This window comes from Curvibacter lanceolatus ATCC 14669, assembly GCF_000381265.1.
GTDB classification, from domain to species: Bacteria; Pseudomonadota; Gammaproteobacteria; order Burkholderiales; family Burkholderiaceae_C; genus Curvibacter; species Curvibacter lanceolatus.
In genome coordinates this window covers 93,973-106,673 of record NZ_KB906258.1, presented here as the reverse complement: position 1 = coordinate 106,673, position 12,701 = coordinate 93,973, and the positions used below count along the sequence as shown (strand labels likewise).

The window sequence follows — 12,701 nt, the reverse complement described above, 5'->3', positions numbered from 1 at the left end:
GCCAAGCCGCACCCTGGTGCGGCTTTGTTGTTTTCAGGGAAAGCCTGAATGGCTGGCTTCGTGAAACCAGCCGCTGGCATGGCATTCTTGGTTCCATGTCTGTTCTGTCCACGCCATGACCCTCCCCGTGCCTGACCTCTCCATCATCATCCCCACGTTCCGTCGCGAGGCGTTGCTGCTGGAGGCCTTGCAAAGTGCCCTGGCGGTGCCTGGGCTGGCATTGGAGGTGCTGGTCATCGACGACAGCCCCGAAGGCGGGGCTCAGGCTGTGGTGCAGGCCCTGGGGGACCCTCGGGTGCAGTACCTGCAGCAGCAGCCTCCGAGCGGTGGGCGTCCGGCCGTGTTGCGCAACCTCGGGGCACAAATCGCCCGGGGGCGGCTGCTGTATTTCCTCGACGACGACGATCACGCCCTGCCCGAGGCCCTGGCAGAGGCCTGCAGGCGCCTGGATGGTGCAGGCTGTGGGGTGGCGATCGGTTTGCCGCGGCCGTTTGGCGCGGTATCCACCCGGGTCGAGGAGGAGCGGGTCTATTTCGACGCGGCGGCCCGTTTTCTGGCCCGGCATGGTTCGCGCTGGGCGGTGACGGCACGGCTGTTGTTCGGGCATGCCTTGGTGGTGTGCAGCACTTTTGTGCTGCGGCGCGATGCGTTTTTGGCCACCGGCGGCTTTCTCACCGACATGGCGGTGTATGAGGACATCGACCTGTGCATGCGTGTGGTGCGCCACGCCGGGTTCCTGAACCTGGGCCAGGCGATCGTGGCGCGCCGGGTTGGTGGGCCCAGTCTGATCAGTCAATCGACTCAGGCCCAGATGCTGGAAGCCTATCGCCTGTCGCAGGCGCATTACCGTCGCCAGCGTGGGCCCATGGAGTTTCTGGCGCTCAAGGTACTGAACCGGTGTATGGCTTGAGGCGAGGCGCGGCGCGGCGCGGGAAAGGGCCGGGGGCGGCTTTTTTCGCTTGGGTGGTGTTTTGAGGGGCAAAGTCCGATAATTCGGGCAAATCAACCGGCTGTCCTTTGCGAGGTCGCCATGAACGCCATCAACTCTTCCACCCCCAACGGCTTGCTCGCAGCCCAGTCTGCCTCGCTCACGCGACTGCAGTCTTTGGGACAGAAGCTGTCGTCAGGTCGGGCGATCAACTCGGCGCTGGACAACGCGGCGGGCCTGGCCCAGTCCAGTTCGTTCAGCGTACAGCTGTCCAGCACAGCCGTGGCCATGCAGGGCTTGCAGGATGGCAGCTCTCTTTTGCAAACGGCTTCGGGGGCCTTGGGTGAGGTCAGCTCGAACCTGCAGCAACTCAACGATCTGGCGGTGCAGGCGGGCAATGGCAGCCTGTCGGCCAGCGACCGGCAGGCCCTGCAGTCGCAGGCCAGCCAGCTCACCCAGAACCTGAATCAGATTTCGGGCAACACCCAGTTCAATGGCCAGAACCTGCTGGACGGCAGCTTCAGCGCCAGCCTGCAGACGGGGCCGAATGCGGGCGACACGCAAAGCCTGAGCCTGGGCAGCGTGTCGGCCAACGCCTTGGGGCTGGGCAGCGTCGATCTCACCAGCAGCAGCGGGCAGGCCAGCGCCATGCAGGCCATCAGCCAGGCACTGCAGCAGGTGAATGACCAGCAGGCCGGGGTGGGCGCCTCCCAGTCGGGGTTGCAGGCCAATTTCGATCAGCTCAGTGCGCAGTCGGGGGCCTTGGCGTCTTCGAACGCCAGCCTCAGCGATGCCGACCTGGCCCAGGCGGCCTCCAGCTTCTCGCAGGAGCAGGTGCGTCAGACGGCCGCCACGCGCATGCTGTCGCTCTACCAGTCCCTGCAGAAGGACACGCTCAGTCTGCTGCCCAAGTAAGCGGCGGTCAGATCGGGCCTTCAGTCCGGGGCGCCCGCACTCAAGGCGCCTTCCACCAGCACTTGCTGAATCAGGCGCCGGTCCAGCGCCAGCCAGATCAGGATGGGCGCCAGCGTGGGCAGCAGCAAAAAGCCGATCTGGTAGGCAGCGCCGATCAGGTTGACGTCAAAGGCATCAAACCGGGTCTGGGCGCGTGTGGCCTCGCCGGCCTGCACCGCCACCTGCAGCAGCCAGGTGAAGCACACCCCCCAGGCCTGAAAGGGCAGCAGGGCGACGGCGCCCACCGGGATCTTCCACCACCAGCCCTTGGCCCGCACGGCCAGGAACAAGGCCGCGAGCAGCGGAATGCCGTAGGCGTAGGTCAGCACGTTGGCCTCCGGCGCCACATCGGCCAGGCGGCCGCCGGGCATCTTGACTGTGAGCCCGGTCAGCAGCACCTGCTGGGTGCCGTGCAGCTCCGAGCCATGGGCCCAGAACGGAAACACCGCCTTCATGGCCCATTCGGCCAGCCAGGCCGGCGCCACGGCCACGTAGTTGCGGCCCAGGTACCAAAGCGCCAGGCAGGGCACCAGCCACAGGATGGCGCGCAGAAAAAAACCGCTGATGACGCTGTGCGAGGCCCGCTTCATGCCGCGACTCCGGTGTCGGCCTGCAGGTGTTCGCGGCGGAAGTCCTGGCGCGCCACCCAGCGCATCCAGACCAGCCAGACCACCACCACGTCCAGCATGATCAAGGCCTGCCACAGGTACAGGTGGGCAAATTCAAAAGCCTGGGCGTTCCAGCCCGCGAGGTAGAACAAGGTGATGATGCGCACCAGGTTCACCAGCTGGATGGCCACAAAGCCGATGCCGATGCCGACCAGCTTGTAGCGCCAGCGGGCCGGGTAGGCCGTCAGGGCCGCCAGCAGGATCAGGCAGGCCTCCACGCCATTGCAGCCGGCCTCGATCGACACCCCCATGCCCGTCTTGGCGTTTTGCAGCACCTTGCCGTAAGAGACCACGTTGGCGTCGACCGCCTGCACCAGAAAGGCACTGGCGGAGGCCAGAAAGCTCGTCCAGGGCACGATCAGCCACTGTTGTACCGGTGGGGTCAGTTCGCCCACGAAAAGCACCACCAACAGCACGAGGAAGATCGAGAAGAAACGCAGCATGGACAGGTCGCTCTTGAAGGAGGGAGGGAGTTCAGTTCAAGCCGGCACTGTAACCCAGGCGATTGCTTCTGCAGGCGCTTGCATTTCAGCCCGGAAACAGTTTCATCAGCACCGTGGTCATGGTCAGGTAGCGCAGGCCCTTGCCCACCAGCATCCAGCCCACGCAGGGCCAGAAGGGCAGGCGCAGCCAGCCGGCCACGGCGCACAGCGGGTCACCCAGCAGGGGCAGCCAGCTCAGCAGGCAGGCCTTGGGGCCCAGGCGCTGCAGCCAGCCCAGCACGCGCAGGTGGTGGGGCGAGCGTTGGTAGTGGTCGGCCACCCGGTGGGCGCCATAGCCCATCCACCAATCCAACGCCCCGCCCAGGGTGTTGCCCAGGGTGGCCACGGCGATGGCGGGCCAGAAAAGCTCGGGGTTGAGCTTGAGCAGGCCGAACAGCGCCGGCTCCGAGCCCAGGGGCAGCAAGGTGGCCGAGATGAACGACACCACAAACAGCGTGCCCAGTCCGTATTGGGGCAGCGCCAGAAGGGCGAGCAGAGAATCGAGCCAAGCTTGCATGGGCCCCAGTATAGGCAGGGCGGCCTGCAGCAAATCGACGGCCGGCACTCTCATGCATCGCTCATTTCAATTGCTGAAATTTTGAGCAGCTACAATCGTGCCTCATTTTTCAGCATGCCGTTGCCGACGGCCCCCCATCCTCCTCTCACCCGCCCACCCTGCTTTCCCCATGCAGATCGGACACCTGTCGCTTGAAAACACGCTGTTTGTCGCCCCCATGGCGGGGGTGACGGACCGGCCTTTCCGACAGTTGTGCAAATCGCTGGGCGCGGGCTACGCGGTGAGCGAGATGGTGACCTCGCGCCGTGATTTGTGGAACTCCCTGAAGACGTCCCGCCGCGCCAATCACGAGGGCGAGAAAGAGCCGATCGCCGTGCAGATCGCCGGCACCGAGCCGCAGATGATGGCCGATGCCGCGGTCTACAACATCGAGCGTGGCGCCCAGGTCATCGACATCAACATGGGCTGCCCGGCCAAGAAGGTGTGCAACAAATGGGCCGGCTCGGCCCTGATGCAGGATGAAGCCCTGGCCCTGTCCATCGCCGAGGCGGTGGTGCAGGCCTGCCTGCCGCACCGTGTGCCGGTCACCCTCAAGATGCGCACCGGCTGGTGCCAGACGCACAAGAACGCCGTGGTGCTGGCCCGGGCCTTCGAGTCGGCCGGCATCCAGATGCTGACCGTGCACGGCCGCACCCGCGAGCAGGGCTACAAGGGCCGGGCCGAGTACGACACCATCGCCGCCGTCAAGGCCGCGGTGCGGGTGCCGGTGGTGGCCAATGGCGACATCGACAGCCCGCACAAGGCGGCCGAGGTGCTGGCCTACACCGGGGCCGATGCCCTGATGATCGGGCGCGCCGCGCAAGGCCGCCCCTGGATCTTCCGCGAGATCGGCCACTACCTGAGCACCGGCACCCTGTTGGCCCCGCCCCTGGTGGCCGAGGTGCGCCGACTGCTGCTGGAGCACCTGCAAGACCACTACGCGCTGTATGGTGAGTTCACCGGCGTGCGCTCGGCCCGCAAGCACATCGGCTGGTACGTGAAAGGCCTGCCCGACGGCGAGGCCTTCCGTACCCGCATCAACGGCTTGGAAGACAGCGCCGCCCAAACGGCCGCTGTCGCTGATTATTTCGACGCCCTGGGAGACCGCATGGAGCGCTTGCCGGACAGCCCGGCAGCCCCCCTGGCCGGTGAGGACGAAGAACCCCTGGAAACCGCTGCATGAGCAACAAGAACATCGAAGACTGCGTCCGTGACAACCTGCTGGAGTATTTCCGCGACCTGCACGGCGAGGAGCCCCACGGCATGCACGAGATGCTGATCCGCCTGGTCGAGAAGCCGCTGCTGGAGGTGGTGATGGCCCAGGCCGAGCACAACCAGTCGCGCGCGGCCGAGTGGCTGGGCCTGAACCGCAACACGCTGCGCAAAAAGCTCATCGAGCACGAACTGCTCAAGTGACGACCGAACCTATTTCGAAATCCAAATCCAAAACTGAAGACCCTCGCATGAACGCACTTCTTTCTGTTTCCGACAAGACCGGCATCGTCGAATTGGCCCGGGAACTGCACGCCCTCGGCATCAAGCTGATCTCCACCGGCGGCACCGCCAAGCTGCTGGCCGAACAAGGCCTGCCGGTCACCGAGGTGGCCGAGGTCACGGCCTTCCCCGAAATGCTGGACGGCCGCGTCAAGACCCTGCACCCCAAGGTGCACGGCGGCCTGCTGGCCCGCCGCGACCTGCCCGAGCACATGGCCGCGCTGGCCGCGCACGGCATCGACACCATCGACCTGCTGGTGGTCAACCTGTACCCGTTTGAAGCCACCGTGGCCAAGCCCGGCTGCACCCTGGAAGACGCGATCGAGAACATCGACATCGGCGGCCCGGCCATGGTGCGCAGCGCCGCCAAGAACTGGAAGGACGTGGGCGTGCTGACCGACGCTTCGCAGTACGCGGGCGTGGTGGCCGAGCTCAAGGCCAATGGCAACAAGCTCAGCGACAAGACCCGCTTCGGCCTGTCGGTGGCCGCCTTCAACCGCATCAGCAACTACGACGGCGCCATCAGCGACTACCTGTCGGCGCTGAACTTCGAAGAAGGCAACAACACCCCCTCCAAGCAGCTGTTCCCGGCCCAGAGCAATGGCCGCTTCATCAAGCTGCAAGACCTGCGCTACGGCGAGAACCCGCACCAGCAGGCTGCCTTCTACCGCGACCTGTACCCCGCACCGGGCTCGCTGGTCACGGCCGAGCAGCTGCAGGGCAAGGAGCTCAGCTACAACAACATCGCCGACGCCGACGCCGCCTGGGAATGTGTCAAGAGCTTCGACGTGCCGGCCTGCGTGATCGTCAAGCACGCCAACCCCTGCGGCGTGGCCGTGGGCAGCGGCCCGCTTGAGGCCTACAGCAAGGCCTTCCAGACCGATCCGACCTCGGCCTTCGGCGGCATCATCGCCTTCAACCGCACGCTGGATGCGGCTGCGGCCCAGCAGGTCAGCAAGCAGTTCGTCGAGGTGCTGATGGCGCCCGATTTCACGCCTGAGGCCCTGGAAGTCTTCAAGACCAAGGTCAACGTGCGCATTCTGAAGATCGCCCTGCCCGCCGGTGGTGCCACCGCCTGGGACAAGGGCCAGAACCTGATGGACGTGAAGCGCATTGGCTCGGGCCTGCTGATCCAGAGCGCCGACAACCACGAGCTGCAACTGGCCGACCTCAAGGTCGTCACCACCAAGCAACCCACGGCCGAAGAACTGCAAGACCTGCTGTTCGCCTGGAAGGTGGCCAAGTTCGTCAAGAGCAACGCCATCGTCTTCTGCAAGGGCGGCATGACCATGGGTGTGGGCGCCGGCCAGATGAGCCGCCTCGACTCGGCCCGCATTGCCAGCATCAAGGCCGGCCACGCCAGTCTGAGCCTGCAAGGCACGGCCGTGGCCAGCGATGCCTTCTTCCCGTTCCGCGACGGCCTCGATGTGGTGGTGGACGCCGGTGCCACCTGCGTCATCCAGCCGGGCGGCTCGATGCGCGACCAGGAGGTGATCGACGCCGCCAACGAGCGCGGCGTGGCCATGGTCTTCAGCGGCGTGCGCCACTTCCGTCATTGACCTCACGCACGGTGGAGGGGCCTCCGAGCCCCGTCGCCTGTCAGACGCCCTGCGGCCTTGTGCCGGCAGGGCGTTTTTTCTGGACCCTCAGCGCCGGGCCGACACCACGATGCCGCCCACGATGAAGCCAAACGCCACCGCGTGGTACAGGTGCGGGTGCTCGCCCAGGAACAGCGTGGACATCAGCGCGGCAAACAAGGGCGTGAGGTTGATGAAGAAGCCCGCCACCCCAGGGCCGGCCTGCTGCACGCCGCTGCCCCAGCAGCGGTAGGCCAGCAGGGCTGGTCCCAGCGCGATGAAGGCCAGCGCGGCCAGCAGCGGCCAGCCCCAGCTGATGTGGGCGGGGGTCAGCAGCCATTCGCCGCCGGCGAACAGGCCCGACCAGCCCAGGCCGAACACCATCTGCGCGATCAGAAAACCCGACCAGTCCTGGCGCAGGCCCGGGGGCTCGGCGGTGCGCACCAGCAGCCAGCTGTAGAACGACCAGGCGATCGTGGCCAGCAGCATGAACAGGTCGCCCGCCACCAGCTTGAAGGCCATCAGCTGGGCCCATTCGCCGCGGCTCAGCACCAGCACCACGCCCACGATGGACAGCAGGGCGCCCAGCAACTGCTGGCGCGCCACCGGCACGCCGAAAAACAGCGCACCCACGCTCAGCATCCACACCGGCATGCTCGAGCCCACCAGCGTGGCATTGATCGGGGTGGAGGTCTGCAGCGCCAGGTACTGCAAGGCGTTGTAGCAGCCCACCCCCAGCAGGCCCAGCAGGCTGTAGCGCCGCCAGTGGGCCCACAGGGGGCTGTCGCGGCGCAGGGTGCGGCCGGCCAGCGGCAGCAGCAAGGCGAAGGCGATCACCCAGCGCAGCAGGTTCAGCGTCATCGGCGGCACCAGCTCATGCACCAGGCGGCCCACCACGGCATTGCCCGCCCACAGCAGAGGGGGCAGGGTGAGCAGGGCGATGGTCGAGGGGCTGAGTCGGTGTTGCATGGGGGCGCACTTTACAGTGCGGCCGCTGGCCTTGCGCCGAGAGACCAGCACGGCCCGCCAATTCGTGGCACCATTTCGCCCGGTTTGGCCTGCGCCGCAGCTGCTGGATGCAGAGTCCGTCCCCCACTTCGTTCCCTTCGCCCCCCGCAACCGGAGACATGACATGACCCGCGCCGTACGCATTGACCAGCCTGGTGGTCCCGAACAACTCAAGATCGTGGATGTGGAAGTGGGCCAGCCCGGCCCTGGCGAGATCCGCATCCGCCACCATGCGGTGGGCCTGAACTACATCGACGTCTACCAGCGCACCGGCCTGTACCCCTTCCCCATGCCGCTGCAGCTGGGCATGGAAGGCTCAGGCGTGGTCGAGTCGGTGGGCGAGGGCGTGACCCACCTGCGCGCCGGCGACCGTGCGGCCTATGCCGCCAACCCGCCGGGCAGCTACTCCGAAGTGCGCGTGATGCCGGCGCGCAATGTGTGCAAGCTGCCCGACGACATCTCGTTCGAGACCGGCGCGGCCATGATGCTCAAGGGCCTCACGGCCCAGTACCTGCTCAAGAAGACCCGCCCGGTGGAAGGCCTGCAGCCCGGCGACTTCGTGCTGTTCCATGCGGCGGCCGGCGGTGTGGGCCTGATTGCCTGCCAATGGGCCAAGGCCCTGGGCCTGCAACTGATCGGCACCGCGGGCTCGGACGCCAAGTGCGCCCTGGCCAAGGCGAATGGCGCGGCCCACGTGATCAACTACAGCACCGAGGATTTTGCGGCCCGCGTCAAGGAGATCACCGGCGGCCAGGGCGTCAAGGTGGTGTACGACTCGGTGGGCAAGGACACCTGGGACAAATCCCTCGACTGCCTGCGCCCCTTCGGCCTGATGGCCAGCTTCGGCAACGCCTCCGGCCCGGTGCCGCCCTTTGCCCCCGGCATGCTGGGCGCCAAGGGCTCGCTGTATGTCACGCGCCAGACCCTGTTCACCCACATCGCCACGCGCGAGAGCAACCAGGCCATGGCCGATGACCTGTTCGAGGTGGTGCGCAGCGGCCAGGTGAAGATCCACATCGAGCAGCGCTACCGCCTCGAAGACGTGCAGCAGGCGCACCGCGACCTGGAAGCCCGCAAGACCACGGGCTGCACCATCCTCACGCTGTGAACCACGACACCCCCCTGAGCACGGCCTGGTTGCAGGCCCTGCGCGCGCAGGCCCGGCAGGCGCCGCGTCGCCCGCGCCTGCCGCTGGTGGTGGCGGGCCACACCCCGGGCTCGGTGGAGGATGCGGTGCTGGGCACCCTGCCGGGGGCGGCGGGCCTGGGCCTGTCGCGCCAACTCGACGCGCGCGGGCCGAGCTGGCACCTGCGGGCCGAGCCCACCGAGGCCGGCATCACCGCCGCCTTGGAGCCCCTGGCCCTGGCCCTGCGCGCCGCCGGCCGTTGCGGCCCCTGGCGCAACGAAGCACTGGCCGTGGTCGGCGCCCAAGGGCAGCGCCTGGGCACCATCGAGCGCGGCGCGGTGCGTGTGCTGGGCCTGGCCACGCAGGCCGTGCACCTGGTGGGCCTGGCCCCCGACGGGCGCCACTGGGTGCAACAACGCGCCCATGACAAGCCCAACGACCCCGGCCTGTGGGACACCCTGATGGGGGGCATGGTGTCGGCCGCCGACACCCTGCACCAGGCCCTGGCCCGTGAAACCTGGGAAGAGGCGGGCCTGCATGTGGAGCAGATGCCCGCCCTGAGCCATGGCGGCCACGTCGAATTCGCCCGCCCCAGCGCAGAGGGGGGCGGCTGTGGCTACATGGTCGAGCGCATCGACTGGTTTGTCTGCGAGGTGCCGGCAGGGCGAGCCCCCGAGAACCAGGATGGCGAGGTGGCGCAGTTTGCCCTGCTCACCCGCGAAGAGCTGGTCCGGCGGGTGGCGGCGGGTGAATTCACCCTGGAAGCCAGCCTGATCATTGCCGCCAGCCTGGGGCTTTAGAGCCCGGCGAAGCGGTCGGTGGCGGCCAGCAACTGGTCCAGGATGCCGGGCTCGGTCCAGGCATGGCCGGCGCCCTCGATCAGGTGGAACTCCGAACCCGGCCAGGCCTGGTGCAGGGCGTGCGCGTAGCGCACCGGGCAGGGCATGTCGTAGCGGCCATGCACGATCACGCCCGGAATGCCGGCCAGGCGATGGGCCTCGCGCAGCAACTGGCCGTCGTCCAGCCAGGCGCCGTGCATGAAGTAGTGGTTCTCCAGCCGGGCGAAGGCCAGCGCAAAGTGCGGGTCGGCATGCTGGTCATGGTTGCCGGGGCTGGGCAGCAAGGTGATGGTTTCGCCCTCCCACAGGCTCCAGGCCAGGGCCGCCTCCTGTTGGCGGGCCGGGTCCGGGCCGGTCAGCAGGCGGTGGTAGGCCGCCATCATCTGGCCGCGCTCGGCCTCCGGCACCGGGGCCTGGAAGCGTGCCCACTTTTCGGGAAACATCTCCGACACCCCGTATTGGTAGTACCAGTCCAGCTCGGCCCGGGTCACGGTGTAGACGCCGCGCAGCACCAGTTCGCTCACGCGTTGCGGGTGCTTTTGTGCATAGGCCAGCGCCAGGGTCGAACCCCAGGAGCCGCCGAACACCAGCCAGCGCTCGGTGCCGGGCCGCAGCTGGCGCAGGGCCTCGATGTCGTCCACCAGGTGCCAGGTGGTGTTGGCCTCCAGGCCCGCATGCGGGGTGGAGCGGCCGCAGCCGCGTTGGTCGAACAGCAGCAGGTCGTAGCGGGCCGGGTCGAACAGGCGCCGGTGCTCAGGCGAGATGCCGCCGCCCGGGCCGCCATGCAGAAACACCGCCGGCTTGGCGCCCGGCGTGCCCACGCGCTCGTAATAAATGCGATGGCCGTCGCCCACGTCGAGCAGGCCGGTTTCATAGGGTTCGATGGCGGGGTAGAGGGTGCGTGGCATGGGGGCGGTGCCTGGGGGGATTGATGCCGGAAGTATCGCCGCTCAGCCCCCGGTGTCGGCCTGGCGCTGCCGAGCCACATCGCGGATCAGCTCCCAGGCGGCCTGGGCCAGGGGCGACAGGGCCCGGTTGCGCCGGTGCACCAGCATGATGTCGCGGTCCACCCGCGGCAGCAGGGGGCGCACGGCCAGGCCGTTCAGGCCCTCGGGGGGCAGGGCCAGATCGGGCACCACCGACAGGCCCAGGCCGGCCTCGACCATGCGGAAGATGGTGGTGGGGTGGCCCACGTCCTGCGCGTTTTCGGCCACCACCCCCTGGGCCTCCAGGGCCCGGTCGATCAGGCGTCGGCTGCCCGAGGCGTGGTCCAGCAGCACCAGGGATTCGCCCGCCAGATCGCGCCAGTGCACCTGGGCTTGCTGCGCCAGGGCGTGCCCGGGCGGGCACACCAGGCAGAAGGGCTCGGACAGGATGGGCTCGCAATGCAGGTCTTCGCGCTCGCCGGGGTCGATCACCACCCCGAAGTCGACCTCGCCCGAGCGTACGCTGTCCAGCACGTCGTGCTGAATGCGGTCCAGCAGCGTCAGTTGCAGGCCGGGCCATTGGCGCCGGCACAAGGCGATGCATTCGGGCATCAGGTTGGCCGACAGCGTGGGGCTGCTGGCCACGCGCACCCGGCCCCGGCGCTCGGTGGCCATGCCCTGCACGTCGAGCAAGGTGTTGTCCAGCTCCTCCAGCACGCGTTCCAGGCGGGCGGCCAACTTGCGGCCGGCCTCGGTCAGTTCGACCTCGCGCGTGGTGCGGTTGAGCAGCTTCAGGCCGAGCTGGGCCTCCAATTCGGTGATGCAGCGGCTCACTGCGGGCTGGGTCAGGCCGATCAGCTGGCCGCTGCGGCTGAAGTTGCGGGTGAGGGCCACGGAGCGGAACACCTCCAGTTGGCGCAGGGTGACATTCATGAGGTCGAATAATAAATCCATCAGTGAAATGCATTTCACTTTTGAATCAGGCTGAGGCTTAATCGCCCACCTGGGCCCGGCATGGCGCGGGGCCCACCGCTTTGGAGGCCGCATGGCGCGTTCGCGATTCATCCCTGACAACTACACCTTCGCCATTCTGGGCACCGTGGTGCTGGCCAGCGTGCTGCCCGCCTCGGGCCAGGTGGCCCAGGGCTTCGAGTGGCTCACCGTGGCCGCCGTCAGCCTGCTGTTCTTTCTGCACGGGGCCAAGCTTTCGCGCGATGCGGTGCTGGCCGGCATCAGCCACTGGCGCCTGCACCTGGTGGTGGTGGCCAGCACCTTTGTGCTGTTTCCGCTGCTGGGCTGGGCCCTGCGGCCGCTGTTGCAGCCGCTGGTGACGCCCGATCTGTACCTGGGCGTGCTGTTCCTGTGTGCCCTGCCGGCCACAGTGCAGTCGGCGATTGCCTTCACCGCTGTGGCTCGCGGCAACATGCCAGCCGCCATCTGCAGCGCCTCGGCCTCCACCTTGATGGGCATTTTCATCACCCCGCTGCTGGTGGGGCTGCTGCTGCAACGCCACGCGGCGGGCGGCGATCCGCTGGCCGCCATCGGCCACATCATGCTGCAGCTGCTGGTGCCTTTTCTGGCCGGCCACCTGCTGCGCCCCTGGATCGGCGACTTCGTGAAGCGGCGCGCCGCCATGCTCAAGTACGTGGACCAGGGTTCCATCCTGCTGGTGGTCTACACGGCCTTCAGCGCAGCCGTGATCCAGGGCCTCTGGAAGGACATGCCCATCACCTCGCTCCTGGGCCTGCTGCTGGTGTGTGCCGTGATCCTGGCCCTGGCCCTGGTCTGCACCACCTTGCTGGCGCGCAAGCTGGGGTTTTCGAAAGAAGACGAGATCACCATCGTGTTCTGCGGCTCCAAGAAAAGCCTGGCCAGCGGCGTGCCCATGGCCAAGGTGCTGTTCGCCTCGGGCACGGTGGGGGCCATCGTGCTGCCCCTGATGCTGTTCCACCAGATGCAGCTGATGGTGTGTGCGGTGCTGGCCCAGCGCTACGCCAGCCGTCAACAGATCACCCACGAAGAGCACTGAGGCCGGCGGGCCGGCCATGGGCCCCCGATGTCGCAAGACGGACTGACATCGGGGGGCGCTCTCCTTACAAGGAAGGCGCTGCGGGTTTTCGCAGCGCTTCACCTCACAAAGGGA

General features: G+C 67.6%; 14 protein-coding genes. 8 read left to right on the top strand and 6 right to left on the bottom strand.

The genetic code is table 11. The annotated features are described in order from the left end of the window. Window positions 1–127: 127 nt before the first annotated feature. Both F624_RS0112740 and F624_RS0112735 read left to right on the top strand, forming a co-directional pair. Window positions 128–910, top strand: a complete 783-nt coding sequence (locus F624_RS0112740) for a glycosyltransferase family 2 protein (protein ID WP_169426594.1) — start codon at window positions 128–130, stop codon at window positions 908–910. Window positions 911–1,030: 120 nt separating this feature from the next. Beyond that, window positions 1,031–1,843, top strand: a complete 813-nt coding sequence (locus tag F624_RS0112735) for a flagellin N-terminal helical domain-containing protein (RefSeq protein ID WP_019574694.1) — start codon at window positions 1,031–1,033, stop codon at window positions 1,841–1,843. 20 nt (window positions 1,844–1,863) lie between these two features. Here the strand turns inward: F624_RS0112735 and F624_RS0112730 are convergent, their stop codons facing one another. The 3 genes from F624_RS0112730 to F624_RS0112720 form a co-directional block, all read right to left on the bottom strand. After that, window positions 1,864–2,472: an exosortase H-associated membrane protein gene (locus F624_RS0112730; protein WP_019574693.1), complete on the bottom strand. Its 609-nt coding sequence runs from the start codon at window positions 2,470–2,472 to the stop codon at window positions 1,864–1,866. After that, on the bottom strand, window positions 2,469–2,993 hold the full coding sequence (xrtH, locus tag F624_RS0112725; protein ID WP_019574692.1) for an exosortase H: 525 nt from the start codon (window positions 2,991–2,993) through the stop codon (window positions 2,469–2,471). Before xrtH ends, F624_RS0112730 begins: the two co-directional genes overlap by 4 nt. Before the next feature lie 85 nt (window positions 2,994–3,078). Next, complete coding sequence (locus tag F624_RS0112720; protein ID WP_031254893.1) at window positions 3,079–3,549, bottom strand: YqaA family protein; 471 nt, start codon at window positions 3,547–3,549, stop codon at window positions 3,079–3,081. A 169-nt stretch (window positions 3,550–3,718) separates the two neighbouring features. On the opposite strand from F624_RS0112720, the gene dusB reads away from it, so the two are divergent. From dusB to purH, 3 genes are read left to right on the top strand one after another with little or no spacing between them, the layout of a single operon-like run. Beyond that, window positions 3,719–4,771: a tRNA dihydrouridine synthase DusB gene (dusB, locus tag F624_RS0112715; protein WP_019574690.1), complete on the top strand. Its 1,053-nt coding sequence runs from the start codon at window positions 3,719–3,721 to the stop codon at window positions 4,769–4,771. Further along, window positions 4,768–5,004: a Fis family transcriptional regulator gene (locus tag F624_RS0112710; RefSeq protein ID WP_019574689.1), complete on the top strand. Its 237-nt coding sequence runs from the start codon at window positions 4,768–4,770 to the stop codon at window positions 5,002–5,004. Before dusB ends, F624_RS0112710 begins: the two co-directional genes overlap by 4 nt. Before the next feature lie 47 nt (window positions 5,005–5,051). Then, window positions 5,052–6,641, top strand: coding sequence for a bifunctional phosphoribosylaminoimidazolecarboxamide formyltransferase/IMP cyclohydrolase (purH, locus tag F624_RS0112705; RefSeq protein WP_019574688.1), 1,590 nt, complete (start codon window positions 5,052–5,054; stop codon window positions 6,639–6,641). Between the two features lie 87 nt (window positions 6,642–6,728). On the opposite strand, the gene F624_RS0112700 is transcribed toward purH, so the two are convergent. After that, on the bottom strand, window positions 6,729–7,628 hold the full coding sequence (locus F624_RS0112700) for a DMT family transporter (protein WP_019574687.1): 900 nt from the start codon (window positions 7,626–7,628) through the stop codon (window positions 6,729–6,731). A 163-nt stretch (window positions 7,629–7,791) separates the two neighbouring features. Here F624_RS0112700 and F624_RS0112695 point away from each other — a divergent pair, with 163 nt between their 5' ends. Continuing rightward, window positions 7,792–8,775 (top strand): quinone oxidoreductase family protein, encoded by a 984-nt coding sequence (locus F624_RS0112695; protein ID WP_019574686.1) that lies wholly within the window; start codon window positions 7,792–7,794, stop codon window positions 8,773–8,775. After that, entirely contained in the window at window positions 8,772–9,593 is an 822-nt protein-coding gene (locus F624_RS0112690) for an NUDIX hydrolase (protein WP_019574685.1), read from the top strand. Before F624_RS0112695 ends, F624_RS0112690 begins: the two co-directional genes overlap by 4 nt. Here the strand turns inward: F624_RS0112690 and pip are convergent. After that, on the bottom strand, window positions 9,590–10,540 hold the full coding sequence (gene pip / locus F624_RS0112685; RefSeq protein ID WP_019574684.1) for a prolyl aminopeptidase: 951 nt from the start codon (window positions 10,538–10,540) through the stop codon (window positions 9,590–9,592). The two genes, F624_RS0112690 and pip, sit on opposite strands and share 4 nt — an antisense overlap. 42 nt (window positions 10,541–10,582) lie before the next feature. Beyond that, the gene (locus F624_RS0112680) at window positions 10,583–11,491 is read right to left on the bottom strand and encodes a LysR family transcriptional regulator (protein WP_019574683.1); all 909 of its coding nucleotides are present in this window, start codon (window positions 11,489–11,491) and stop codon (window positions 10,583–10,585) included. A gap of 112 nt (window positions 11,492–11,603) precedes the next feature. Here F624_RS0112680 and F624_RS0112675 point away from each other — a divergent pair, with 112 nt between their 5' ends. After that, window positions 11,604–12,587, top strand: a complete 984-nt coding sequence (locus F624_RS0112675) for a bile acid:sodium symporter family protein (protein ID WP_019574682.1) — start codon at window positions 11,604–11,606, stop codon at window positions 12,585–12,587. Window positions 12,588–12,701 lie beyond the last annotated feature (114 nt).

Bases quoted from the DNA above. Each gene is read 5' to 3' on its own strand.
- F624_RS0112735 (WP_019574694.1), top strand. From the start codon at position 1,031: ATGAACGCCATCAACTCTTCCACCCCCAACGGCTTGCTCGCAGCCCAG.
- F624_RS0112730 (WP_019574693.1), bottom strand. From the start codon at position 2,472: ATGAAGCGGGCCTCGCACAGCGTCATCAGCGGTTTTTTTCTGCGCGCC.
- xrtH (WP_019574692.1), bottom strand. From the start codon at position 2,993: ATGCTGCGTTTCTTCTCGATCTTCCTCGTGCTGTTGGTGGTGCTTTTC.
- F624_RS0112720 (WP_031254893.1), bottom strand. From the start codon at position 3,549: ATGCAAGCTTGGCTCGATTCTCTGCTCGCCCTTCTGGCGCTGCCCCAA.
- dusB (WP_019574690.1), top strand. From the start codon at position 3,719: ATGCAGATCGGACACCTGTCGCTTGAAAACACGCTGTTTGTCGCCCCC.
- F624_RS0112710 (WP_019574689.1), top strand. From the start codon at position 4,768: ATGAGCAACAAGAACATCGAAGACTGCGTCCGTGACAACCTGCTGGAG.
- purH (WP_019574688.1), top strand. From the start codon at position 5,052: ATGAACGCACTTCTTTCTGTTTCCGACAAGACCGGCATCGTCGAATTG.
- F624_RS0112700 (WP_019574687.1), bottom strand. From the start codon at position 7,628: ATGCAACACCGACTCAGCCCCTCGACCATCGCCCTGCTCACCCTGCCC.
- F624_RS0112695 (WP_019574686.1), top strand. From the start codon at position 7,792: ATGACCCGCGCCGTACGCATTGACCAGCCTGGTGGTCCCGAACAACTC.
- pip (WP_019574684.1), bottom strand. From the start codon at position 10,540: ATGCCACGCACCCTCTACCCCGCCATCGAACCCTATGAAACCGGCCTG.
- F624_RS0112680 (WP_019574683.1), bottom strand. From the start codon at position 11,491: ATGAATGTCACCCTGCGCCAACTGGAGGTGTTCCGCTCCGTGGCCCTC.
- F624_RS0112675 (WP_019574682.1), top strand. From the start codon at position 11,604: ATGGCGCGTTCGCGATTCATCCCTGACAACTACACCTTCGCCATTCTG.